We start from the raw sequence: 23,491 nt of genomic DNA on the forward strand, positions 1-23,491 counted from the left end.
GGGTAGGGCTTGTAGCGAGGGGTGGAGGCGGGGGCGTTGTCTGGCAGTTTTTCGTAGGAGGTCACGGCTGTTGCTACTCCGCCGCTGGGCTGAACACCCGCGGTGCGCTGTGTTTGGGCAGATGGATGAGGTTGAGGTTGTGCTTGCGCGCCCATTGCAGGGCCAGGCCCGTGGGTGCCGAGAGGCTGACCAGGGTCTGGATGCCGGCGCGAAGGACTTTCTGGATCAGCTCCAGGCTGCAGCGGCTGGTGACGATGGCCAGGCCGCCTGCGGTGTCGATGCGCTGGCGCAGCAGGGCGCCGATCAGTTTGTCCAGGGCGTTGTGCCGGCCGATGTCTTCGCGGCCCAGCAGCAACTGGCCTTCGCGGTCCATGAACAGCGCAGCGTGTACCGCGCCACAATGCTGGCCAAGGGGCTGGAAGGCATCGATGCGCTGGCGCAAGTCTTTCAGCCAGTGCGCGGGCGGCAGCGGCGCCCCGGGCAGCGCGTCCAGCTCGGGCAAAGCCTGCTCCAGGGCCTCGACGCCGCACAGGCCGCAGCCGCTGGTGCCGGCCAGTTGACGGCGCTGGTTCTTCAGGTTCCAGAAGGCACGGCTGGAGATCTCCAGGTCGGCATACAGCGCTGAACCGCTGCCGGAGAGCTTCACATCGTAGATTTCCTCGGTACCGGCGACGATGCCGCTGCCCACGCTGAAACCGACGGCGAAGTCTTCCAGGTCGGTCGGGCTGACCAGCATCACCGCCTGGTTCAGGCCGTTGTAGACGATGGCCAGCGCTACTTCCTCGGCCAGCGGGGTGCTGTCGTGGGCCGTGTCGGTTAGCTGGACGTAGTCATAGGTGTTGCTGGCGGCGGGCAGGGCAAGAGGCGTGGACGCCGCGCAGACCGGTGGCTTGCTGTTCATCGGGGCGAATACCGGCTGGCAGTTTGACCCCACAAGCCTAGGCCCCTGTGCCGATGGCGTCTAATCGCTAGCGTCTATGTCGTGATAGAGCGCGTCGATTGGTCGCAGCGGGGCGGGATGGATGATCCTGGCCTAGACTCCTGCTTCCATGGATTCACCATCAAAGGAGCGCCACATGAGCCTGTTCAGTTTCGTGAAGGAAGCCGGCGAGAAGTTGATCGACCTGCTGACGCCGGGCAATGCCAATGCCGAGGAACAGTTGAAGAAGCATGTCCAGGACGTGGGTCTGGGCAACCCGAACATCTCGGCCACTGTAGAGGGTGACAAGGTCATTCTCAAGGGTGAGGTTGCCAGCCAGGAGGAGAAGGAGAAGATCATCCTGGCTGCCGGCAATATCGCAGGGGTGGCCTCGGTGGATGACCAGATCACCGTCACCGGCCCGGTGGCCCAGGCTGCCCGGTTCGTTGAGGTCGAGAAAGGTGACACCCTCAGTGCCATTTCCAAGCGGGTCTATGGTGATGCCAACAAGTACCAGAAGATCTTCGAGGCGAACAAACCGATGCTGAAGGACCCCAACAAGATCTATCCGGGGCAGGTGCTGCGTATTCCTGATTGATCACATCTTGGGGCAAGCCCGCTCCCACGCTGGTGGGCGCGGGCCTATAGCCCCGCCAGCAACGCCCGATAGTCCTCAACAGCGGCAAACTCCTGTGTGTCCCTCGGCCCGGCCTGACTGTCAGGCTGGCGTACAGCCAGCAGGTGCCCAACACCAAATCGCCGGGCACTGCGCAGAATCGCCAAAGTGTCATCGATGAACAGGCTGCGCGCCGGTTCAAAACCGATGTCCGCCTGCAAGGCATCCCAGAACTGCGGACTCTCCTTCGGATAGCCGTAGTCATGTGAGCTGATCAGCCGTTCGAAATACGGCGCCAGTTCCACCCGCTCCAGTTTCAGCGACAGCGAGTCGCGGTGCGCATTGGTGATCATCACCACCCGCTTGCCCGCCTTGCGCACGGCTGCCAGGAAAGTGTCGGCATCCGGCTTGAGGGCGATGAGGTCGGCGATCTCCTGTTTCAGCTCGCGGATCGGCAGGCGCAGTTCACGGCTCCAGAAATCCAGGCAGTACCAGTTGAGCGTGCCGGCATGCCGCTCGAACAGCGGGTGCAGCTCGAGCTCGGCTATGGCCCGGCTCACGCCATGCAGCTCGGCGTAGCGCTGGGGCAGGTGGTCCAGCCAAAAGCGGTTGTCGTAGTGCAGGTCGAGCAGAGTACCGTCCATGTCCAGCAGGACGGTATCGATGGCGGACCAGGGAAGAACGGGCATGGGAAATTCTCGATCAGTCGGCTAGCCACGGTATAGTAACCCGTTCACGCCAAGGAGCCGCCCCATGCGCCAGAAACCCACCGTTCTCAGCCGCGAGATCGTCGCCAGCAGCCGCCTGTTCCGGGTCGAAGCCGTGCAGTTGCGCTTTTCCAACGGCACCGAGCGCACCTACGAGCGATTGGTCGGCCGTGGCAACGGTTATGGCGCGGTGATGATCGTGGCCATGCTCGATACCGAGCACGCGGTGCTGGTCGAGGAATATTGCGGCGGCACCGATGAGTACGAGCTGTCCCTGCCCAAGGGCCTGATCGAGCCGGGCGAGGACGTGCTGGCTGCCGCCGACCGGGAGCTCAAGGAAGAGGCTGGGTTCGGCGCGCGCCAGCTGGAGCACCTCACCGAGCTGTCGCTGTCGCCCGGCTACATGAGCCAGAAGATCCAGGTGGTGCTGGCCTCGGACCTGTACGAAGAGCGCCTGGAGGGCGACGAGCCCGAGCCGATGCGGGTCGACAAGGTCAACCTGCGTGAGCTTTCGGCGTTGGCCATGCACCCGCAGTTCACCGAAGGTCGGGCGCTGGCGGCGTTGTACCTGGCCCGCGACCTGCTGATCCAGCGTGGGGTATTGAGCGTATGAACGATCGGCAGTTGATGCAGGACGTGGTGGCGCTCGCCCGCTTGGCCGGCGAGGCGATCCTGCCGTTCTGGCGCGCCGATGTGGCGGTGACCAGCAAGGCCGACGATTCGCCGGTGACCGCTGCCGACCTGGCGGCTCATCGGGTGATCGCGGATGGTTTGCAAGCGCTGGCACCGCAGATACCGGTGCTGTCCGAGGAAGACTGCGAGATCCCGCTGGCCACCCGCCAAGGCTGGCAGCGCTGGTGGCTGGTCGACCCGCTGGATGGCACCAAGGAGTTCATCGCCGGTAGCGAGGAGTTCACCGTCAATATCGCGTTGATCGAGAACGGTGAGGTGGTATTCGGGGTGGTGGCAATGCCGACCAATGGCCGCTGCTATTTCGGTGGCCGCGACCTGGGGGCCTGGCGTATGGAGCGTGAGGGTGTCGCGCAGCCGATCCAGGTGCGCAACGCGCCGGCGCAGGGGGCGAAGTTCACCGTCGTCGCCAGCCGCCGGCATTCCAGCCCGCAACAGGAGGCCCTGCTGGCCGGGCTGAGTGGCGCAGTGGGTGAGCTGGAACTGGCCAATATCGGCAGTTCACTGAAGTTCTGCCTGCTGGCCGAAGGCAGCGCCGACTGTTATCCGCGCTTGGCGCCGACTTCTCAGTGGGATACCGCAGCTGCGCAGGGCGTGCTGGAAGGGGCCGGGGGCGAGGTGATCGGGCTGGATGGGTTGCCGTTCCGGTATCCGGCGCGGGAGTCGTTGCTCAATCCGTTTTTCCTGGCGTTGCCCAAGGCTGCCGGCTGGCGGCAGGCGCTGGTCGAGCTGGCAGGCGCGATCCGAGTTTGAGATAGCCGCGGGCTGCTTTGCAGCCCATCGCGACACAAGGCCGCTCCTACAGGGGATCACGTTTCCCTGTACGAGCGGCCTTGCCGAGGCGTCGGACCGGTCGGAAAGGGGTGTGAAGCGCTCCCAAGCCTTCAGCGATGCAAAACGTACTGGCCACTGAATTTCACGGCAGGCTCGTCGTTCCCCTCGTTGCTCACCACCGTCTCCAGTGTCAGCCGCGCCCGCCCGCGACGCTGGTACATCGTCAGGAACCGCGCCCAGGTTTTCTCGTCCGGCGCCGGGCACTGTGCCACCGCTGTGCCGGTCACCGGCAGCGGATAACTGATCTGCCCTTCCTGGATGACGATATGCCCGTCATCGATCCCCAGCTCGCGCAGGCGCAGGTGCAGCCAGCCCCAGCCGACCAGCACCGCGCCGCAGTACAAGCTGCCGCCGAACATGGTGCTCTTGTGGTTGACGTTGGGCGCCAGCGGCAGCTTCAGGCGCAGGCGGTGCTGTTGCCAATCGAGGACTTCCATCCCCATGTCGCGGGTCAACGGAATATCACTGTGCAATACCGTTTGCAGGTACTGGCTGTCGGTGCTCATGGACGGTTTTCCTCCTGGTCGTCGTGCCCGCCACCGCCGTCGAAGCTCAGGCCGTGCTTGCGCAGTTTGTCATGCAGGGTCTTGCGCGGGATGCCGAGGGCCTCGGCGAGGCTGCGCATCGAGTTGTGCGGTTGGCCCAGTTCGGCGGCGATCAGCGAGCGTTCGAACTGCTCGACCTGTTCGCTGAGATTGCCGGTCGGCACGGCCACCTGGATGTCAGGGGGCGCCATGGGCACCTGGCCATCGAGGGCCAGCTCCAGGCCCAGGGCGAAGCGTTCGGCGGCGTTCTGCAGTTCGCGCACATTGCCCGGCCAGTCGTGGCGCAGGAGCATGGCGCGCTGCGCCGGTTGCAGGCTGTGGGGCGGCAGGCCGTGGCGCTCGCTGGCGGCGTCGGCGAAGTGCTGGAACAGCACGAGGATGTCGTCGCCGCGCTCGCGCAACGCGGGGATGCGCAGCGGCGCGACATTGAGGCGGTAGTACAGGTCGGCGCGGAAGCGGCCCTGGTCGGCGGCCTGGCGCAGGTCTTCCTTGGTCGCGGCGATGATGCGGATATCCAGCGGGATCAGTTGGTTGCCGCCCAGGCGTTCGACCACCCGTTCCTGCAGCAGGCGCAGCAGCTTGACCTGCACGTCCAGGCTCATGCTCTCTATCTCGTCGAGGAACAGCGTGCCGCCGTTGGCGAACTCGAACTTGCCGATCCGGCGTTTCTGCGCGCCGGTGAACGCCCCGGGCTCGTGGCCGAACAGCTCGCTCTCGACCACAGACTCGGCCAGGGCGCCGGCGTTGATCGCCACGAACGGGCCGTCGCGGCGGCTCGACAGGTCGTGCAGGGCACGGGCCACCACCTCCTTGCCGGCGCCGGTCTCACCGAGGATCAACACGTCGGCGCGGGTGCCGGCGAGGGCGCCGATCTGCTCGCGCAGGCGCTGCATGCCCGGCGACTGGCCGACCAGGCGCGTGGCCAATTGCTGGCGGTCGCTCAGGGCCAGGCGCAGGCTGCGGTTGTCCAGCACCAGGCGGCGCAGGGCCAGGGCGCGGCGCACGCTGTCGAGCAGGGCGTCGCTGGCGAAGGGTTTTTCGAGGAAGTCGTAGGCCCCGGCGCGCATGGCCTGCACCGCCAGCGGCACATCGCCGTGGCCGGTGATCAGCAGCACCGGCAGTTCGCTGTCGCGGGCATGCAGTTGTTCCAGCAGTTGCAGGCCATCGATGCCGGGCATGCGGATATCGCTGACCACCACTCCCGGCCAGTCTTCCTCGATGCGCCCGGCCAGACCCTGGGCGTCGGCCAGGGCCACCACCTTGAGCCCGGCCAGGTCCAGGGTCTGGCTCAGCGCCTGGCGCAGGTGCGGGTCGTCGTCGACCAGGAGCACCTGGGCGCGGCTGTCGATCAGTGTCTCGGTCATGCCGAGGTGTCCTCCGAAGATTGCAGGTTGGCGCCAGGCTTGGCCACGCGCAGTTTCAGCGTCAGCAGGGCACCGCCTTCCGGGTGGTTGCCCAGCAGCAGCTCACCGCCCAGTGCATGCATCAGGCTTTCGCAGATGGCCAGCCCCAGCCCCAGGCCCTGGGTGCGGGTCTTGGTGGTGAAGAACGGCTCCTTGGCATGCTCCAGGGCCTGGCGGCTGAAACCGGGGCCGTTGTCGCGGATGTACAGGTAGACGCAGTCATCCTGGCGTGCGGCACTCAGCCACAGCCGGCGTGGGTTGGCCTTCTCGGTGAGGGCATCGAGGGCGTTGGCCAGCAGGTTGCCCAGCACCTGGCGCAGGCGTGTTTCGCCCGCTTGCACCCACAGAGTGGCTTCCGGCAGGTCGCGCACCAGCTCGACGGCCATGGCCCGGCGGCGCTTGGCCAGCAGCGCGAGGGCGTCGTCCAGGGCCGGTTGCAGGGCCACGCTTTCCGGTGCGTGCTGGTCGCGGCGGGCGAAGGCGCGCAGGTGGGCGATGATCGAGGCCATGCGCCCGGTCAGCTCGCCGATCAGCTTGAGGTTGCCGCGTACGTCCTCGGTGCGCTGATGATCGAGGAGGATCTCGGCATTCTCGGCGTAGCTGCGGATGGCCGCCAGCGGCTGGTTGAGCTCGTGGCTGATGCTCGCCGACATGGTGCCGAGCACCGACAGCTTACCGGCCTGGACCAGCTCGTCCTGGGCGCGTACCAGCTCCTGCTGGGCGTTTTCGCGTTCGAGCACCGCGCTCTTGAGCCGGGTGTTGAGGCCTTCGAGGTCGGCGGTACGTTCGATTACGCGGTGCTCCAGTTCCTGGCGGGCACGGGCCTCGAAGTCGATGCGGTCGATGTAGTGGCGGCGGCGCTGCATCACCAGGCCGGCCAGGAGCATGGTCACCAGCAGCGCGCCGCCGCCGATGGCCATGACCGTCTGCACCGAGCGATCGACCAGCAGGCGCGGGGCAAGGATGCTCACCTGCCAGCCGGTTTCCTTGATGTCGCGGGTCTGGATCAGCCAGGCGGCCTGGTCGAGGGTCAGCGGCTGTGGCGCCTGGGTCGGGTAGGGCTGGATGGCGACGATGGCCTGGCGCTCGGCCGCGGTCAGCTCGCGGGTGGCGCGGAACCGCCAGTCCGGGCGCGAGGTGAGCACCACCACGCCGTTCTGGTCGGTCAGCAGCAATTGTTCCGGGGTGCGGCCCCAGAGGGTCTCGGTGTGGTCGAGGTCGACCTTGACCACCAGCACGCCGATCACCTTGTCGCGGTCGTGCACGGCGGCAGCGAAGAAGTAGCCGCGCTTGGCCGAGGTGGTGCCCTGGCCGAAGAAGCGTCCCAGGTGGCCTTCCATTGCTTCGATGAAGTAGGGGCGGAACGAGAAATTGCGGCCGACGAAACTGTCCTGCTTGTCCCAGTTGGAGGCGGCCAGGGTGTTGCCGCTGACATCCATCAGGTACATCACCTCGGCGCCGGTCTGCTGGGTGATGTGCTTGAGCAGGCGGTTGGCGTTGGTCACCGCCTCGAGACGAAACGGGTCGGCCAGCACGCCACGCAGCGCTGGCAGGTCACCGAGGATTTGCGGCAGGGTCTCGTAGCGGTGCAGGGTGCCCAGCAGGTTGGCGACGTAGAGGTCGAGGGTCTGGCGGTTCTGCGACGCCAGTTCGTCCTGGTAGTAGCGCTCGGCCAGGTGGTGCAATGGCCACAGCAGCGGGGCCAGGCACAGCGCCAGCAGGGCCAGGCTGCGCCAGCGGGGGCGGCGGGGAGGCGTGGGTCTTGGGATCATTACGATAAGGGCGCCAGTAGGGTCTGGCGCAATTATGCGCTACTTGAGGCAGTCGATGAGTGCATCGTGCCAGTGCGGTTGGCTGACCTGCCATTCGCGGGCCAGACGCGAACAGTCCAGGCGTGAGTTGAGCGGTCGCTTTGCCGGTGTAGGGTAGTCGCGGGAAGGGATCGGCAGCAGTTCGGCGCAGGGCAGGCCGCGGGCCTTGAGCTGTTCGCCGATGGCCTGGGCGAAGCCGAACCAGGAGGTTTCACCCTGGGCGGTCAGGTGGTAAGTGCCCCAGGCGCCGGCCTGGCCGCTCTGCCAGCGCTCGATCAATGCACGCGTACTGGCGGCAATGGTGGCTGCCCAGGTCGGGGCGCCGACCTGGTCGTCCACCACTTTCAGTTGAGCGCGTTGCTGAAGCAGGCGCTGCATGGTCAGCAGGAAATTACGCCCATGCAGCGAATAGATCCAGCTGGTGCGCAGGATCAGGTGCTCCCCGGCGACAGCGGTGATGGCCAGTTCACCTGCCAGCTTGCTGCGGCCATAGACACTCAGCGGGCTGGGGGTGTCGTCTTCGTCGTAGGGGGCTGACTTGCTGCCGTCGAAGACATAGTCGGTGGAGTAGTGGATTAGCGGTGCGCCGAGCCGTGCGGCTTCTTCGGCCAGCACCCGGGGTGCTTCGGCGTTGATGGTGTAGGCTTGCCGCGTCTCGCTTTCAGCCTGGTCGACCGCGGTGTAGGCGGCGGCGTTGATGATCAGCGCCGGGGCAATCTGGCGCAGCGTGGCGCGCAGTTGTTCCGGGTGAGCCAGGTCGAGCCCGTCGCGACCGACCCGCTGCACATCACCCAGGCCGCTCAGGGCGTCCTGGAGTGCCAGCGCGACCTGGCCATGGCGGCCACAGACGAGGATCCTCATGGGAACAGCTGCGCATCGGCAAATGATGTGGCGGCCTGGTCCTTGGCCGACAGCAATGGTTGCAGGCCGTCCAGCTGCCAGTCGATGGCCAGTTGAGGGTCGTCCCAGCGAATGCTCTGCTCGGCGTCGGGGTTGTAGTAGTCGGTGGTCTTGTAGAGCACCTCGGCCGACTCGCCCAGAACCCGGAAGCCATGGGCGAAACCGGGTGGCAGCCACAGCTGGCGGTGGTTGTCGGCGGACAGCCTCACCGCTACCCACTGCCCTAGGGTCGGCGAGCGGCCGCGGATGTCCACCGCAACGTCCAGGATCTCGCCCTGCAGCACGCGGACCAGCTTGCCCTGGGCATTTTGCAACTGGTAGTGCAGGCCGCGCAGCACACCTTGACCTGAGCGGGAGTGGTTGTCCTGGACGAACGGCGTGTCGATGCCGGTTTGCAGGGCGAAGTCGCGGGCGTTGTAGCTTTCGTAGAAGAACCCTCGGCTGTCACCGAACACCTTGGGTTCGATGATCAGGACCTCCGGGAGCGCGGTGGCAATGATGTTCATGGGTACTCTTCGGCCAGCTGGCTCAGGTATTGGCCGTAGCCGGTTTTTTGTAGTTCGCAGGCCTTGGCCAGCACCTGCTCGCGGCTGATCCAGCCCTTCTGGAAAGCGATTTCTTCGAGGCAGGCCACCTTCAGCCCTTGGCGATGTTCGAGGGTCTGCACATACTGCGAGGCCTCAAGCAGGCTGTCGTGGGTGCCGGTGTCGAGCCAGGCGAAGCCACGACCAAAGCGTTCGACGCGCAGGTCGCCGCGTGCCAGGTAGGCATTGTTGATGTCGGTGATCTCCAGTTCGCCGCGGGCTGATGGACGAATGCCCTTGGCGATGTTCACCACGTCGTTGTCATAGAAGTACAGGCCGGTCACGACGTAGCTGGACTTGGGGTGTAGGGGTTTCTCCTCGATCGACAGCGCTCGGCCATCGGCGTCGAACTCAATCACGCCGAAGCGCTCCGGGTCCTTGACCCAATAGCCGAACACCGTGGCGCCCGAGGGCTGTTGCACCGCGCGCTGCAATTGTTCGCTGAAGCCCTGGCCGTGGAAGATGTTGTCACCGAGGATCAGGCACACGGCATCGTCGCCGATGAACGATTCACCGATCAGGAACGCCTGTGCCAGCCCGTCGGGTGAGGGTTGTTCGGCATAGCTGATGCGGATCCCGAACGGGTTGCCGTCGCCGAACAACTGGCGGTACTGCGGCAGGTCCTGAGGCGTGGAGATCAGCAGGATGTCGCGGATGCCGGCGAGCATCAGCACAGAGATCGGGTAGTAGATCATCGGCTTGTCGTAGATTGGCAGCAGCTGCTTGGAGACGCCGAGGGTGATGGGGTGCAGGCGGGTGCCGGTGCCGCCGGCCAGGACGATACCCTTGGTCATGCGATCAGGCCCTTGAAGTCGGCGTTGCCCAGGCGCTGGCCCCGATAGCTGCCGTCCTGGACCTGGCGGCACCACTCGAGGTTGGCCAGGTACCACTGCACGGTCTTGCGCAGACCCGAAGCGAAAGTCTCTTGGGGCATCCAGCCGAGATCGCGCTCGATCCTGCCGGCATCGATGGCGTAGCGCAGGTCATGGCCCGGGCGATCGCGGACGTGGGTGATCAGGTCGGCGTAGCGGGTCACGCCGGCCGGATGGTCGGGCGCCAACTCTTCCAGGAGGGTGCACAGGGCATGCACCACGTCGATGTTGCGCTGCTCGTTGTGGCCGCCGACGGTGTAGGTCTGGCCGACTTCACCCAGGGTCACGACCTGAAGCAGGGCGCGCACGTGATCCTCGACATACAGCCAGTCGCGGACCTGCCGGCCATCGCCGTACACCGCAAGCGGTTTTCCGGCCAGGGCATTGAGGATGGTCAACGGGATCAGCTTTTCGGGGAAGTGATACGGGCCGTAGTTGTTGGAACAGTTGCTGATCACTGTCGGCAGGCCATAGGTGCGGTGCCAGGCGCGCACCAGATGATCGGCTGCCGCCTTGCTCGCTGAGTAGGGGGAGCTGGGCGCGTACGGGGTGTTTTCATCGAACAGGTCGTGGGTGCCTTGCAGGTCGCCGAAGACCTCGTCGGTGGAGACATGATGGAAGCGGAACGCTCCGCGGGCCTGTTCGTTCAGTGTGCTCCAGTAGACGCGGGTGGCCTCCAGCAGGCTGTAGGTGCCGACGATGTTGGTCTGGATGAAGTCCGCAGAGTCGTAGATGGAGCGGTCGACATGCGACTCCGCGGCCAGGTGCATGATTGCGTCTGGCTGGAACCTGGCAAGCACGGCGCTGACACTCGCCTGGTCGGCGATATCGGCCTGGACGAATTCATAGCGGCTGTTGCCGGCGACTCGCAGCAGCGATTGCAAGTTGCCCGCGTAGGTCAACTTGTCGAGGTTGAGCACCTCATGATCGGTGTGATCGATCAGGTGACGAACCAGGGCCGAGCCGATGAAACCGGCGCCGCCGGTGACGAGAATGCGCATGTGCGGGTGCCTGTTTGGAAAGCGTAGTGCCAGGAGCGTAGCTTGTTGGCTGGCATCGCTTGTGGCAAGTCGTGAATGCAGGACGGCCTGTCGTCTGTGCAGGGATGCCACTTGCTTATCGGCAGCCGCGATGGCGATATAGGCGACAAAAAACGAGGTTCCCGTCCATGCCCCTGAGTACCCTGATCCAGCGTTCCAGCCAGCCCGGCCCCTCCCTCGGCGAGGCCCATGCTCATGCCTTGTTGCGCTCGCATTACGATCTGCAAGGCAGCCTGCAGGCGCTAGGCAGCCAGCAGGACCTCAATTTTCGCGTGGACAGCGATCAGGGGCGGTTCGTGCTCAAGGTCTGTCATGGCAGCTATGCGGCGATCGAACTGCAGGCGCAGCATGCGGCCCTGGCTTTTCTGCGCGGGCAAGGCGTGCCGGTGCCGGTGGTGCGCCCGGCGAACACGGGCGAGCTGCTGCTGGAACTCGAGATCGATGGCCAGCCATTGCGCGCCCGTCTGCTCGATTACATCGATGGTCAGCCTCTGACCCGCCTGGGACACCTGCCGGCGCGGGTGATGGCCGAGCTCGGCACGCTCTGCGCCGAGGTCGACAAGGCGCTGGCCGGCTTCGACCACCCGGGCCTTGAGCGTACCCTGCAGTGGGATCCACGGCACGCCTCGGTGCTGATCGAGCACCTGTTGCCGGTGTTGCAGGATATCCAGCGTCGCGAGCAGGTGGTACAGGTCGCACGGTTGGCGGCCGCTCGCCTGCAACCGCTGGTCGGGCAATTGCCGGTCCAGGCCGTGCACTTGGACATCACCGACGACAACGTGGTCTGGGCCCGCGACGACCAGCGCCAATGGCAGGTGCAGGGCGTCATCGACTTCGGCGACCTGCTGCGGACTTGGCGTATCGCCGATCTGTCGGTGACCTGCGCGGCCCTGCTGCACCACGCCGAGGGCGACCCGTTGCGCATCCTGCCGGCGATCAGCGCCTACCACGCGGCGAATCCGCTGCAGGAGGCGGAGCTGCGTGCCTTGTGGCCGCTGGTGCTGAACCGCGCCGCGGTGCTGGTGCTCAGCAGCGAACAGCAGCTGGCGGTCGATCCGGACAACCAGTACACCCGCGACAACATCGCCCATGAATGGGAGATCTTCGATACCGCCTGCTCCGTACCCGCCGCGTTGATGGAGGCGGCGATCCTGAACGCGGCGGGCCAGGTACCCGTGACGCCGGACATGAGCGGTTGCGTCGCGTTGCTGCCGAGCCTTGCCGGGCAGCCGGTCGCCCGGGTCGACCTGGGCGTGCTCAGCCCCCTCTGCGAAGCGGGCAACTGGGAGCAACCGGGCTTCGACCAGCGTATGCTCGCCGCCCAGCCGGGCCCTGCGTGCAGCCTCCATGGACAGTACCGCCTGTCTCAAACCCATATCGATCAGCCTGAAGAGCCGGCCACCTGTGCCCTGGGCGTGGAGCTGAACCTGTTGCCCGGCAGCCCGCTGCAAGCTCCCGAGGCCGGGGTCTGGCAACGCATCGGAGATGGCCGCGGTTGCCTGCGGACCGCGCACTGGAGCCTGTGGCTCGCCGGCCTGGAAGAGGCGCCGGCCGATGGCCAGGCGCTGCTCAAGGGGCAGGCGCTGGGTGCGACCTGCGGCTTCCTCAGTGTGCAGCTGTGCCTGGATGCCGATACCCGCCCACCGTTCTTTGCCACGCCGTCCCACGCCGCAGCCTGGCTGGCCTTGTGCCCGTCACCGCGCTCCCTGCTGGGCTTTGACTGCGATGCCGAACCACTGGCCGACCCACAGGCCCTGCTGGCCCGACGCGATGCCAGTTTCGCCCGCTCGCAGAAGCATTACTACGCCCAGCCGCCGCACATCGAGCGCGGCTGGCGCAACTACCTGATCGACATGCAGGGCCGTTCGTACCTGGATATGCTCAACAACGTCGCGGTGCTCGGCCATGGCCATCCGCGCATGGTCGCCGAGTCGGCGCGCCAGTGGTCGCTGGTCAACACCAACTCGCGCTTCCACTACGCGGCCATTGCCGAGTTCTCCGAGCGTCTGCTGGAAGTGGCTCCGGAAGGCTTCGACCGGGTATTCCTGGTCAACAGCGGCACCGAAGCCAACGACTTGGCGATCCGCCTGGCCTGGGCCTACAGCGGCGGGCGCGACCTGCTCAGCGTGCTGGAGGCCTACCACGGCTGGTCGGTGGCCACCGACGCGATCTCCACCTCCATCGCCGATAACCCCCAGGCCCTGGAGACCCGCCCGGACTGGGTGCACCCGGTGGAGGCGCCGAACACCTTCCGCGGGCGTTACCGGGGCGCTGGCAGTGCCGCTGACTACTTGCGCGATGTCGATGCCAAGCTGGCCGACCTCGACACCCGTGGCCGCCAGCTGGCCGGGATGATCTGTGAGCCGGTGTACGGCAACGCCGGGGGCATCTCGTTGCCGCCGGGCTACTTGCGCGAGGCCTATGCCAAAGTGCGACAGCGCGGCGGGGTGTGCATCGCCGACGAGGTGCAGGTCGGCTATGGGCGCCTGGGCGAGTACTTCTGGGGTTTCGAGGAGCAGGGCGTGGTACCGGATATCATCACCATGGCCAAGGGCATGGGCAACGGCCAGCCGCTGGGCGCGGTGATCACCCGGCGCGAGATCGCCGAGGCGTTGGAGGCCGAGGGCTACTTCTTCTCCTCGGCCGGGGGCAGCCCGGTCAGTTGCCGCATCGGCATGGCGGTGCTGGATGTGATGCGCGACGAAGGACTGTGGGACAACGCCCGTGACGTCGGCCGCCACTTCAAGGCACGCCTGCAGGCGTTGGTCGATAAATATCCGCTAGCTGGCGCCGCCCACGGTTCCGGGTTCTACCTGGGGCTGGAACTGGTGCGCGATCGCCAGACCCTGGAGCCGGCGACCGAGGAGACCATGATCCTGTGCGATCGCCTGCGCGACCTGGGGATCTTCATGCAGCCGACCGGCGACTACCTGAACATCCTCAAGATCAAGCCGCCGATGTGCACCACGCGGGCGAGCGTGGACTACTTTGTCGACTGCGTGGAGCGGATTCTAGGTGAGGGCTTATAAAATCGATTCTTATCGATTTTCAATGGCGCCTTATGCGAAAACGGTCTCGTGACTTGCTTTAAAAGTCGATATTTATCGGATATAAGTGTTCGCCATTGAACAGCCGGGACCGCTTTGCGGTCCTTTCGCGACGCAAGGCCGCTTCTACAGGGATAGCGTTCGACCTGTGGGAGCGGCCTTGCGTCGCGAAAGGCGCGCGTAGCGGGCCCCGGACCACCGACAGTTGCCATTAGAGGTCATCGATGAAAACGCTCAACTCGACCCCCCGCGCCGACGGTTTCCACATGCCCGCCGAGTGGGCCCCGCAAACCCAGGTGTGGATGGTCTGGCCGGAGCGCCCGGACAACTGGCGCCTGGGTGGCAAGCCGGCGCAGGCCGCGCACGTGACCCTGGCCAAGGCTATCGCCCGTTTCGAGCCGGTTACCGTGGCGGTGTCCGCCGGCCAGTACGCGAACGCCCGTCGCCAGCTCGACCTGCCGAACATCCGTGTGGTCGAGATCAGCAACGACGATGCTTGGGTGCGTGACACCGGTCCGACCTTCGTCATCAACGACCACGGCGAAGTGCGTGGCGTGGACTGGGGCTTCAACGCCTGGGGCGGCTTCGACGGTGGCCTGTACGCCCCCTGGAACCGCGACGAGGAGTTGGCTGCCAAGGTCATGGAAATGGAGCGTGTGCAGCGCTACCACACCGAGGGCTTCGTGCTCGAGGGCGGTTCGATCCATGTCGACGGCGAAGGCACCCTGATCACCACCGAGGAATGCCTGCTCAACCGCAACCGCAACCCGCACCTGAACCGCGAGCAGATCGAGGAGATCCTGCGCGAGCACCTGGCGGTGGAGACCATCGTCTGGCTGCCGGATGGCCTGTACAACGACGAAACCGATGGCCACGTCGACAACTTCTGCTGTTACGTCAGCCCCGGCGAAGTGTTACTGGCCTGGACCGATGATTCCAATGACCCCAACTACGCGCGTTGCCACGCCGCCTACGAGGTGCTGAAAAACACCCGTGACGCCAAGGGGCGCGAGTTCGTGGTGCACAAGATGCCGATCCCGGGCCCGCTGTATGCCACCCAGGCAGAATGCGACGGCGTCGATCACGTGGTGGGCAGCCAGGAGCGCGATCCTTCGGTACGCCTGGCCGGTTCCTATGTGAACTTCCTGATCGTCAACGGCGGCATCATCGCCCCGAGCTTCGACGACCCGGCCGATGCGCAGGCCAGAGCGATCCTGGCCAAGGTCTTCCCGGATCACGAAGTGGTGATGATCCCGGGGCGTGAGCTGCTGCTTGGCGGTGGCAATATCCACTGCCTGACCCAGCAGCAGCCGGCGCCGGTAAAACGTTGACCGGCCAATGAATGAAAAACCCGTCGAGCGACGGGTTTTTTTATGCTCGCGATAGTCGGTCGTGCGGCATGGCACAGCAATTGTATTGATTTTTCCTCGTGCTTCAGACGAATGGGCCTACGCCAATCTGTAACGCGTCTGAAGTAACTTAGCCGCTCACTAGGCCCGGGGAGTACGTGAGGAAATGAACGCAGCAAGTGAGTCGGCTTTGCCCGCAACGGCAGCCTGTCACCAATCGCTCAGAATCCTGGCTCAGTGGTTGAAACGTCATGGAGACAATCGGGTCAGGACGACCGACCCACGACGCCTGCTGGATGGGCGATACCCTCAAGGTCTGATCAGCGAGGAAGAGCTCGAAGCTCTGCTGGCTGTCTGGCATTGATCGGGAAGGAACCCGCCGCAGAAAAAAACGCCACCGCTTTTGCGGTGGCGTTTTCGTTTTGGGGCCCGAATGGCCTGATGGGCGCTGACGATCAGAAACTGTAGGTCCCGGTCACCACCAGGCTGCGCGGATCGCCCACCTGGATCTGCGCCGCGCTCGTGGCCGAGCTGTAGTAGGTCTTGTCGGTGATGTTGCTCAGCGCCGCACGCACGTCCCAGTCGTGGGTGCGATAGCCCGCCAGCGCGTCCCAACGGCCGTAGCCCGGCAGGATCACGGTGTTCTGGTTGTCGGCGTAGCGGTCGCCGACCAGGGTCAGGCCGGTTTCGGCGTACCAGCCAAGCTCCGGCTTCCAGGTGACGAACAGGCTGGCGTTGCGCTTGGCCACATCGTTGATGCGGTTGCCTTGCTGGCCGTTGTTGTCCTTGACGATGGTCGCGTCCTGCAGGCCGATGCCGCCGCGTACATACCAGTTGCCCACGACGTTGCCGGTGGCGGTCAGCTCGATGCCGCGCGAGCGTTGCAGGCCGCTGAGCTGGATCAGGTCCGGGATGATCGGGTCGCGGGTACGGCGGTTATACAGCTCCAGTTCGTAGATCGCGAGGGTGGTGCTCAGGCGCTGGTCGAACCATTCGCTCTTGACCCCGATCTCCTTCTGCCGGGTCTGTTCCGGGTCGGTCTGGTTGGTGTTGCCGGCAGCGCCTGGGGTGATGCCGATCAGGCCACCACCGACTGGAGAGTAGGTCTTGCTCCAGGAGGCATAGAAGGAGTGATCCTGCCAGGGCGTGTAGACCACGCCGATGCGTGGACTGAAGCTGTTGTCCTTCTGTTTTTCCGAGATGCCGCGCAGCTTGTTGGTGGTGTCCACTTCGAACTGGTCGAAGCGCACGCCGGCCAGCAGTTGCCACTGGTCGTTGAGGCGGATCTGGTCCTGCAGGTAGATACCGGTGCTCTCGACGTCGGTGTGGTTGTCGCTGAATACCCGCATCGTGCCGTTGTGCTGCTGGCTGGCTGTCGAGCCTTGCAGTGGCACCGAAGGCACACCAACGCCCTGGTGCAGCAGCGAGTTGCGGCGCTGCTCGCCCATTTCCAGGCCAACCAGCAGGGTGTGCTCAAGGCCGAAGGTCTCGACGTGGCCTTCCAGTTCGACGGTGTTGTACAGGTTACGGGTGCTCAGGTCCTGCTGCCAGCGCTGGCGGTCCACCAGCCCCGCGGCGGGGCGGTAGGCGGTCAGGTAGGTATTGTCGAAGTCGCTCTCCAGCGTGAACAGGCTGAAGGTATGGCGCAGTTGCCACTGGTCGTTCAGCTCGTAGTTCAGGCGCGAGCGCAGCGACTCGGCGCGGTCGTTGATGTAGTCGCGCTGGGTGTCGCCGTAAGTGGTCTTGCGGCTGACATCGGCCGGGCGCCCGGTCAGCGGATTGCCGGGGATGCCGCGATCGGGGGTACGGTCATAGCGGCTGTACTCGTACTGCACCAGCCAGTTCAGTTCGGGGGTGATCTGCCAGCTCATGGACGGGGCGAACAGCTGGCGGTGGTTGCCGTCGATGCCGTCGCGGAAGCTGTTCTTGTCCTCGTTGCCCAGGTTCAGGCGCAGGCTGAGGGTGTCGCTGGGGTCGGCGCTGAGGTCGGCGTACAGGCTGCGCAGGTCCTGGCTGCCGCCCTGGGCCTCGATGGTCGAGCGGCGGCCGTGCTCCGGCGCCTTGCTCACCCGGTTGACGATGCCGCCCTGGCTGCCACGGCCATAGAGCACCGCCGCCGGGCCCTTGAGCACCTCGACCCGCTCGATGTTGTGCAGGTCGCGGGTGTACTGGCTGTCGTCGCGGATGCCGTCCAGGTAGAAGTCGTTGCTGGCGTCGAAGCCGCGGATGCGCAGGCTGTCGAAGCGGGTGTCGGCGCCGCTGCTGACGTTGGGGATGCCTTCCAGTGCCTTGCCCAGGTTGCTGCTGCCGTAGTCCAGCACGTTGCGGGTCTTCACCGAATCGATGGCCTGCGGCACATAGCGCGCCGGGGTCGAGGTACGGGTCGCGGTGGTCACGTCCTTGACCCGCGGGTTGTCCTCTTCGCGGGTGCTGTCGGCGGTCACCGAGGTTTCCGGCAGGGTCGTGGTAGTGGCACTGGCCAGGCCGGCGCTGAACAGCAGCGACAGGCCCAGGGTCAGGGGGGAAAGGCGGCAGGGGGCAGGCATCGAAGGCGTCCAATGAATGGAGTGAGAAATTGGGCGCGAATGGTAATGCTTGCTATTTGCTATTGCATCGACATTTGTAAAGGGTTGTCTTTACAAATGTTTCAAAGTGTTGCCATTCATTTGAGTGTGTTGACTTCTGGATCGGCTGTCGCACGGATGTGTCAGGTGACGGGAAGCGGGAAGGGGCATGGGCGTATGACGTTTTTATGGATTTCGCCCGCTTTCCACAAAAGAGACAAATTTGCGCTGACCCACGGCATATATGCATGGAAATGCACCGGCGCCGACCTTGTTTTTGGTTATATCAACCTGTATTTCACGTTTTTTTGACATGTCTAAGCAGGCAGGGCTAGGATTCGGGCTCTACGCCTGCTGGCCATGATCTGGCCATGCGGCTGCAAGGCCCGTTGCAGACCATTGGCGGGCCTTTCGGCTTGGATCCGCATAGCGTCGAACCTACGAAGGGGCGTTGGTTCCTGGCGTTCTAATGCAGAGCGTTTTTGAATACGAAATAAGGAAAACAACATGTTGAAAACCAGGATCAGCCTGGTCGCCCTGGCGATGATCGCCGCGACCCAGGCACAGGCCAATGAGCAGGCCGAAAGCAAGGGCTTCATTGAGGACAGCCACGCCAACGTCCTGCTGCGCAACGCCTTCATCAACCGTGACAAAAAGCACGGCACCAACGACCAGTCCCAGTGGGGCCAGGGCGTCATTGCCAACTTCTCCTCCGGCTTCACCCAGGGCACCGTCGGTGTCGGTGTCGACGCGTTCGGTCTGTACGCCCTGCGCCTGGATGGCGGCAAAGGCCGCAACCAGGGTGGCGGTGTCGACTTCTTCAAGCGCTCGGACCCCTCCCGTCCTGATGAAAAAACCAACGCTTCGCACAACCTTGCCCGTGGTGGCGCTGCGGTGAAGTTCCGTGTTTCGAACACCGTGCTCAAGTACGGTGACCAGATGCCGGCTCTGCCGGTCCTGCAATACGACGACGGCCGCCTGCTGCCAGAAAGCTTCACCGGCACCATGATCACCTCCAAGGAGATCAAGGGCCTGGAAATCAACGCCGGCCGCTTCACCCAGGAAGCGCGCAAGAGCGCCGAGCGCCGAGATGGCGGCGGCCTGAAGTCGATCAACGTGCTCGGCGGCAGCTACAAGTTCACCGACAACTTCACCGCGTCGCTGTACACCGCCGACAACGAAGACGTGATGAAGAAGCACTACCTGGGCCTGAACTACGTCTTCCCGATCGCCAGCGACCAGTCCCTGACCCTGGACTTCAACGGCTACAAGTCGGATATCGACAACAAGTACGTGCGTGCCGCCAAGCTCAACGGCGACTCCAATACCATCTGGAGCCTGGCCGCCACCTACGCCTACGGCCCGCACTCGTTCACCCTGGCGCACCAGCGCAGCACCGGCAGCACCGGCTACAATTACGGCTGGTACCAGAACGAAGGTGGCGTGGGTGACGGTGGCTCGACCATCTACCTGGCCAACTCCTACTGGTCCGACTTCAACGCCGAGGACGAGCGCTCCTGGCAGCTGGGCTATGGTCTGGACTTTGGCGCCTTCGGCGTGCCGGGCCTGACCTACAAGTTCGCCTATGTGGTGGGTGACAACATCAATACCCGTACCGCCGGCAAACCGGAAGGATACGGTGAAGGTAAAGAGCGCGAGATCTTCAACCAGATCCGTTATGTGGTTCAGGAAGGTCCGGCCAAGGACCTGTCCGTCAAACTGCGTAGCTCGTTCGTGCGCACCAACACCGCTACCCGCCAGAGCGAATACAACGACGACGGCAACGAAGTCCGCGTATTCGTCGAGTACCCGATCAGCATCTTCTGATCCTGATCCCGCGTCACCCGCAGCCCCGGCCTATGCCGGGGCTGTTTCTTTCCGGCGCACGTTGACCGCCGCCGCCACCTCGATTTCACCCGTCTGCGGCGCGAAGCTGTCGCTGCGCGCCATCCGCCACATCCGTGCATAGAACTCGCTGTCGATCGCGCCGCTGAGCAGTTCGCCCGGCTTGAGGAAAGTGTGCAACTGCGAAAACAGGCTGATCTCGCTGGCGCTGATACGCCGCGCCAGGTGCTTGGGCTTGAGTTCAGAGGGGTGGTCCAGGCCGGCGGCGGCAAGCATCTCGGCCAGGGCATGCAAGGTATTGCGGTGGAAGCTGGCGACCCGCTCGGCTTTCTCCGGCACCACCAGCGCGCGCTGGCGCAGCGGGTCCTGGGTCGCCACCCCGGTCGGGCACTTGTTGGTGTGGCAGCTCTGCGACTGGATGCAGCCGATGGCGAACATGAAGCCCCGCGCCGAGTTCACCCAGTCCGCGCCGATGGCCAGCACGCTGGCGATGTCGAAGGCGCTGACCAGCTTGCCCGCCGCACCGATGCGGATGCGCTCGCGCAGGTTCAGCCCCACCAGGGTGTTGTGCACGAACATCAGGCCCTCGCGCAGGGGCACGCCCATGTTGTCGGAGAACTCCCGGGGCGCCGCGCCGGTGCCGCCCTCCTTGCCGTCGACGACGATGAAGTCCGGGGTGATGCCGGTGGCCAGCATGGCCTTGGCGATGCCCATGAATTCCCACGGGTGGCCCAGGCAGAACTTGAAACCCACCGGCTTGCCGCCAGACAGCTCGCGCAGCCGGGCGACGAACTGCAGCAACTCCCGTGGCGTGCTGAAGGCACTGTGGGCGGCCGGCGAGATGCAGTCCTCGCCTTCGCGCACGCCCCGGGTGGCGGCGATCTCGGCGCTGACCTTGTGCCCCGGCAGGATCCCGCCATGGCCCGGCTTTGCGCCCTGGCTGAGCTTGATCTCGATCATCTTCACCTGAGGCGAGCGTGCCTGTTCGGCGAAGCGATCAGGGTCGAAGTGGCCGTCTTCGGTACGGCAGCCGAAATAACCGCTGCCGATTTCCCAGATCAGGTCGCCGCCGTGTTCGCGGTGGTAGGGGCTGATGCTGCCCTCACCGGTGTCATGGGCGAAGCGGCCCAGGCGCGCGCCCTTGTTCAGCGCGGCGATGGCGTTGGCGCTGAGGGCGCCGAAGCTCATGGCCGAGATATTGAAGATCGACGCCGAGTACGGCTGACGGCACTGCGGGCCGCCGATGCGGATGCGGAACGAGGCCGGGTCGGGCATCGGCACTGGCAGCATCGAATGGCTGATGAACTCGAAGCCTGGTTTATAGGCGTCGTTGAGGGTGCCGAAGGCTTTCTCGGCGCTTTCGTTCTTGGCCCGGGCGTAGACCAGCGAACGCTGGGCGCGGGAGAACGGCAGCTTGTCGTCGTCGCCTTCGATCAGGTACTGGCGGATCTCCGGGCGGACGGTTTCGATCAGGTAGCGGATGTTGCCCAGGATCGGATAGTTGCGGCGCACCGCGTGGTGGCGTTGGCGCAGGTCGTTGAGGCCGACCAGGCTGAGCAGGGCGCTGATGACGGTGAAGGGCCAGAGCCCGTCGTGCCGGGCGAGGAAGGGTAGGCTGGCGAGGGTGAACAGCAGGCACAGGGTCAGGCAGGCGTAGCGGCTGGGGAGTGCGTCTTTCATGGGGCCATCGCAGACAGGGTGACCGGCCTAGGATAGGCAAAGCGCAGCACCGGAAAACCAGGGCGATTGGTAAAACACTATTACCTGGGTGGGACCAAAAGCTTGTCGGTTTCGGGCCCATCGCGGGGCAACTCCGCGATGAGGCCCTCGGTGTTACTGTTTGAACACCTGCTTCACCCGGCCGTCGATTTCGCCCTTGTCGCCCTGGCCCGAAGCCTTGGCCTGCGGACCGCCGCCCAGGTTCAGGTCGAGCTTGCCATCGGTATTGATGATCCCGTCCGCCGTTGCATGGATATTGAACTTGGCGCAGCTGATATTGATGGTGCCGTCGGACTTCAATTCGATCACGCTGTCGCCACAGACCAGGCGGATCTGGTCGCCGGCATCCATCACATAGTTGCCGTGCACACTGTCGCGCTTGTCGCCACCGACCAGCAGGATGTCGCGATGGCGCACCGAGCGCAGGCGGTCCTGGCCGATGGTCACGGTCTCGATCATGCCCACGGTCTTGACCCGGCTGATGCCCACCGACAACGTCTGGTTCTGCTCCACCACCGTGTCCATGTTGCGTTCGGCATGCACGTACAACTGCTCGGCGCCCTTCTTGTCCTCCATGCGGATTTCATTGAAGTTGGCCGGGCTGCCGCCCTTGCTCGAACGGCTCTTCATGCCGCTTTGCGTGGCGCTGCCGGGCAGGTCGTAGGGCACCGTCTGCTCGGCGTTGTAGACCCGCCCGGTGATGATCGGCCGGTCGGGGTCGCCTTCGAGAAAACTGACGATCACCTCCTGGCCGATCCGCGGCACCTGGATCGAGCCCCAGTTCTTGCCCGCCGTGGCTTGCGACACGCGGATCCAGCACGAGCTGTTCTCGTTGGACTGATCGTGGCGGTCCCAGTGGAAGTGCACCTTGACCCGGCCATACTGGTCGGTCCAGATCTCCTCGCCGGCAGGGCCGACCACCACGGCCGTCTGCGGGCCCTTGACGATCGGCCGCAGGGTGCTGCCCACCGGGCGGTAGCTTTGCTGCGCGTCGATGCAGCTGAGGTTGCTCTCGAACTGCGCCGCACCGCTGCCGCCACCGCTTTCCAGGCGCTCCTGATGCACGTAGTAGCGGGCGGCGACGATCAGGTACTCGCGGTTCTGGTCCTGGCGGCTGAAGTTGCTCAGGCTGAACAGATGGCCGCTGCCCAGGCCCCGGGCATTGCCGCGCAGCTCGATCCGCTCGTGCAGGCTCTGCAGCGACTCCAGGCGGGTGCGGGCGTAGTGCTCGCCGTCCTGGGTCTGCTCGTAGGCGCCGGGGTAGTCGTACAACGGGTAGTCGCCGGCCTGGTGCGGGCGCGGCATCGCCGAGCGCACGTCGATGCGCGCGCTGGGGCGCTGGAAGTCGTAGTCGTTGAGCTCCAGGGAGCCGGGCTGGACCTCCTGGGCCAGGTGCCAGTCGTTGATATGGTCGCGCTCGCGGTGCTGGCCGTCCGGCGGGTAGTAGGGCACGGTCTCGTAGCCGGGGGCCTTCTGGTGCGCGCCGTAGGCGTCGGCCAGCACCAGCACGTGGCGTTCCTGCTCGTGGCGGAAGAAGTAGTAGATGCCTTCCTCCTCCATCAGGCGGCTGACGAAGTCGAAGCTGGTCTCGCGGTACTGCACGCAGTACTCGCGCTCGCGGTAGTTGCGGCTGAGCAGGTCCTCGAAATCCGAGAAGCCCAGGTCGCGGAACACCTGCTTGATGATCTGCGGCGCGCTCAGGTGCTGGAAGATCCGGCAGTCGCTGGTGCGTGTCAGCAGCCACAGCCACGGACGCAAGGTGACGCGGTAGCTGGCGAACTGGCCCTGGTCCACCGACTGGCTGCAACGGGCGACGATGCCGTGGAAATGCCGCGAGCTGCCGACGCTCTGCTGCACGCTCAGGCTCATGGGCTTGCCCAGCAGCTGGTTGAGGTCGATGGCCGGGTCGTCGCTGGTCAGCTGCAGCTCGAAGTCGAACAGGCGGCCGAGTTCCTCGCTGCCGCCCATTTCGGCAAGGATCAGCTTGTCCGGCCCCAGGGGGCTGTTGATCTGCGCCAGGCGCGTGAACTGCTTGAACAGCATGGT

Annotated in this window: 18 protein-coding genes; 6 read left to right on the forward strand and 12 right to left on the reverse strand. The window is 65.1% G+C overall.

From position 1 onward, the window contains the following. Positions 1-73 precede the first annotated feature (73 nt). Positions 74-901, reverse strand: a complete 828-nt coding sequence (gene fdhD / locus CC207_RS09350; protein ID WP_028689197.1) for a formate dehydrogenase accessory sulfurtransferase FdhD — start codon at positions 899-901, stop codon at positions 74-76. 175 nt (positions 902-1,076) lie between these two features. Here fdhD and lysM point away from each other — a divergent pair, with 175 nt between their 5' ends. Next, a complete protein-coding gene (gene lysM, locus CC207_RS09355) occupies positions 1,077-1,517 on the forward strand; it encodes a peptidoglycan-binding protein LysM (RefSeq protein ID WP_028689196.1) in 441 nt (146 codons plus the stop codon). 44 nt (positions 1,518-1,561) lie between these two features. On the opposite strand, the gene yrfG is transcribed toward lysM, so the two are convergent. Beyond that, on the reverse strand, positions 1,562-2,224 hold the full coding sequence (gene yrfG / locus CC207_RS09360) for a GMP/IMP nucleotidase (protein WP_088851995.1): 663 nt from the start codon (positions 2,222-2,224) through the stop codon (positions 1,562-1,564). A gap of 64 nt (positions 2,225-2,288) precedes the next feature. On the opposite strand from yrfG, the gene nudE reads away from it, so the two are divergent. Both nudE and cysQ read left to right on the forward strand, forming a co-directional pair. After that, positions 2,289-2,855 (forward strand): ADP compounds hydrolase NudE, encoded by a 567-nt coding sequence (nudE, locus tag CC207_RS09365; protein ID WP_028689194.1) that lies wholly within the window; start codon positions 2,289-2,291, stop codon positions 2,853-2,855. Continuing rightward, on the forward strand, positions 2,852-3,685 hold the full coding sequence (gene cysQ / locus CC207_RS09370) for a 3'(2'),5'-bisphosphate nucleotidase CysQ (protein WP_028689193.1): 834 nt from the start codon (positions 2,852-2,854) through the stop codon (positions 3,683-3,685). The genes nudE and cysQ overlap by 4 nt, the downstream gene beginning before the upstream one ends. A 131-nt stretch (positions 3,686-3,816) precedes the next feature. Here cysQ and CC207_RS09375 read toward each other — a convergent pair whose 3' ends face one another. The 7 genes from CC207_RS09375 to rfbB are packed head-to-tail and all read right to left on the reverse strand — an operon-like array spanning position 3,817 to position 10,882. After that, positions 3,817-4,272 carry a YiiD C-terminal domain-containing protein gene (locus CC207_RS09375; protein ID WP_088851996.1) on the reverse strand — a complete coding sequence of 152 codons (456 nt, stop codon included), beginning with the start codon at positions 4,270-4,272 and terminating at the stop codon, positions 3,817-3,819. Then, positions 4,269-5,675, reverse strand: a complete 1,407-nt coding sequence (locus CC207_RS09380) for a sigma-54 dependent transcriptional regulator (protein ID WP_028689191.1) — start codon at positions 5,673-5,675, stop codon at positions 4,269-4,271. The genes CC207_RS09375 and CC207_RS09380 overlap by 4 nt, the downstream gene beginning before the upstream one ends. Beyond that, positions 5,672-7,486, reverse strand: a complete 1,815-nt coding sequence (locus tag CC207_RS09385) for an ATP-binding protein (protein ID WP_088851997.1) — start codon at positions 7,484-7,486, stop codon at positions 5,672-5,674. The genes CC207_RS09380 and CC207_RS09385 overlap by 4 nt, the downstream gene beginning before the upstream one ends. Before the next feature lie 39 nt (positions 7,487-7,525). Continuing rightward, positions 7,526-8,386, reverse strand: a complete 861-nt coding sequence (gene rfbD / locus CC207_RS09390; RefSeq protein WP_028689189.1) for a dTDP-4-dehydrorhamnose reductase — start codon at positions 8,384-8,386, stop codon at positions 7,526-7,528. Further along, entirely contained in the window at positions 8,383-8,931 is a 549-nt protein-coding gene (rfbC, locus tag CC207_RS09395; protein ID WP_088851998.1) for a dTDP-4-dehydrorhamnose 3,5-epimerase, read from the reverse strand. Before rfbC ends, rfbD begins: the two co-directional genes overlap by 4 nt. After that, positions 8,928-9,803, reverse strand: a complete 876-nt coding sequence (gene rfbA, locus CC207_RS09400) for a glucose-1-phosphate thymidylyltransferase RfbA (RefSeq protein WP_028689187.1) — start codon at positions 9,801-9,803, stop codon at positions 8,928-8,930. The genes rfbC and rfbA overlap by 4 nt, the downstream gene beginning before the upstream one ends. Further along, complete coding sequence (rfbB, locus tag CC207_RS09405; RefSeq protein ID WP_088851999.1) at positions 9,800-10,882, reverse strand: dTDP-glucose 4,6-dehydratase; 1,083 nt, start codon at positions 10,880-10,882, stop codon at positions 9,800-9,802. The genes rfbA and rfbB overlap by 4 nt, the downstream gene beginning before the upstream one ends. Before the next feature lie 167 nt (positions 10,883-11,049). On the opposite strand from rfbB, the gene CC207_RS09410 reads away from it, so the two are divergent. Both CC207_RS09410 and aguA read left to right on the forward strand, forming a co-directional pair. Beyond that, positions 11,050-13,950, forward strand: coding sequence for an aminotransferase (locus CC207_RS09410; RefSeq protein WP_088852000.1), 2,901 nt, complete (start codon positions 11,050-11,052; stop codon positions 13,948-13,950). Between the two features lie 242 nt (positions 13,951-14,192). Next, positions 14,193-15,299 (forward strand): agmatine deiminase, encoded by a 1,107-nt coding sequence (gene aguA, locus CC207_RS09415; RefSeq protein WP_028689184.1) that lies wholly within the window; start codon positions 14,193-14,195, stop codon positions 15,297-15,299. 473 nt (positions 15,300-15,772) lie between these two features. Here aguA and CC207_RS09425 read toward each other — a convergent pair whose 3' ends face one another. Further along, on the reverse strand, positions 15,773-17,863 hold the full coding sequence (locus CC207_RS09425) for a TonB-dependent siderophore receptor (RefSeq protein WP_088852001.1): 2,091 nt from the start codon (positions 17,861-17,863) through the stop codon (positions 15,773-15,775). Between the two features lie 525 nt (positions 17,864-18,388). Here CC207_RS09425 and CC207_RS09430 point away from each other — a divergent pair. Further along, positions 18,389-19,708, forward strand: coding sequence for an OprD family porin (locus CC207_RS09430; RefSeq protein WP_088852002.1), 1,320 nt, complete (start codon positions 18,389-18,391; stop codon positions 19,706-19,708). 30 nt (positions 19,709-19,738) lie between these two features. Here the strand turns inward: CC207_RS09430 and CC207_RS09435 are convergent, their stop codons facing one another. Together CC207_RS09435 and CC207_RS09440 are read right to left on the reverse strand one after the other, a co-directional pair. Beyond that, on the reverse strand, positions 19,739-21,406 hold the full coding sequence (locus CC207_RS09435; protein ID WP_069016507.1) for an FMN-binding glutamate synthase family protein: 1,668 nt from the start codon (positions 21,404-21,406) through the stop codon (positions 19,739-19,741). 153 nt (positions 21,407-21,559) lie between these two features. Next, entirely contained in the window at positions 21,560-23,488 is a 1,929-nt protein-coding gene (locus CC207_RS09440) for a type VI secretion system tip protein VgrG (RefSeq protein WP_088852003.1), read from the reverse strand. Positions 23,489-23,491 lie beyond the last annotated feature (3 nt).

The sequence above is a fragment of the Pseudomonas sp. DrBHI1 genome (genome assembly GCF_002205115.1).
Classification (GTDB): domain Bacteria; phylum Pseudomonadota; class Gammaproteobacteria; order Pseudomonadales; family Pseudomonadaceae; genus Aquipseudomonas; species Aquipseudomonas mosselii.

Coding starts and splice junctions, on each gene's coding strand:
- CC207_RS09380 (WP_028689191.1), bottom strand. CDS start 5,675: ATGACCGAGACACTGATCGACAGCCGCGCCCAGGTGCTCCTGGTCGAC.
- CC207_RS09375 (WP_088851996.1), bottom strand. CDS start 4,272: ATGAGCACCGACAGCCAGTACCTGCAAACGGTATTGCACAGTGATATT.
- CC207_RS09440 (WP_088852003.1), bottom strand. CDS start 23,488: ATGCTGTTCAAGCAGTTCACGCGCCTGGCGCAGATCAACAGCCCCCTG.
- rfbD (WP_028689189.1), bottom strand. CDS start 8,386: ATGAGGATCCTCGTCTGTGGCCGCCATGGCCAGGTCGCGCTGGCACTC.
- lysM (WP_028689196.1), top strand. CDS start 1,077: ATGAGCCTGTTCAGTTTCGTGAAGGAAGCCGGCGAGAAGTTGATCGAC.
- cysQ (WP_028689193.1), top strand. CDS start 2,852: ATGAACGATCGGCAGTTGATGCAGGACGTGGTGGCGCTCGCCCGCTTG.
- CC207_RS09410 (WP_088852000.1), top strand. CDS start 11,050: ATGCCCCTGAGTACCCTGATCCAGCGTTCCAGCCAGCCCGGCCCCTCC.
- nudE (WP_028689194.1), top strand. CDS start 2,289: ATGCGCCAGAAACCCACCGTTCTCAGCCGCGAGATCGTCGCCAGCAGC.
- CC207_RS09430 (WP_088852002.1), top strand. CDS start 18,389: ATGTTGAAAACCAGGATCAGCCTGGTCGCCCTGGCGATGATCGCCGCG.
- rfbA (WP_028689187.1), bottom strand. CDS start 9,803: ATGACCAAGGGTATCGTCCTGGCCGGCGGCACCGGCACCCGCCTGCAC.
- fdhD (WP_028689197.1), bottom strand. CDS start 901: ATGAACAGCAAGCCACCGGTCTGCGCGGCGTCCACGCCTCTTGCCCTG.
- CC207_RS09435 (WP_069016507.1), bottom strand. CDS start 21,406: ATGAAAGACGCACTCCCCAGCCGCTACGCCTGCCTGACCCTGTGCCTG.
- yrfG (WP_088851995.1), bottom strand. CDS start 2,224: ATGCCCGTTCTTCCCTGGTCCGCCATCGATACCGTCCTGCTGGACATG.
- CC207_RS09385 (WP_088851997.1), bottom strand. CDS start 7,486: ATGATCCCAAGACCCACGCCTCCCCGCCGCCCCCGCTGGCGCAGCCTG.
- rfbC (WP_088851998.1), bottom strand. CDS start 8,931: ATGAACATCATTGCCACCGCGCTCCCGGAGGTCCTGATCATCGAACCC.
- aguA (WP_028689184.1), top strand. CDS start 14,193: ATGAAAACGCTCAACTCGACCCCCCGCGCCGACGGTTTCCACATGCCC.
- CC207_RS09425 (WP_088852001.1), bottom strand. CDS start 17,863: ATGCCTGCCCCCTGCCGCCTTTCCCCCCTGACCCTGGGCCTGTCGCTG.
- rfbB (WP_088851999.1), bottom strand. CDS start 10,882: ATGCGCATTCTCGTCACCGGCGGCGCCGGTTTCATCGGCTCGGCCCTG.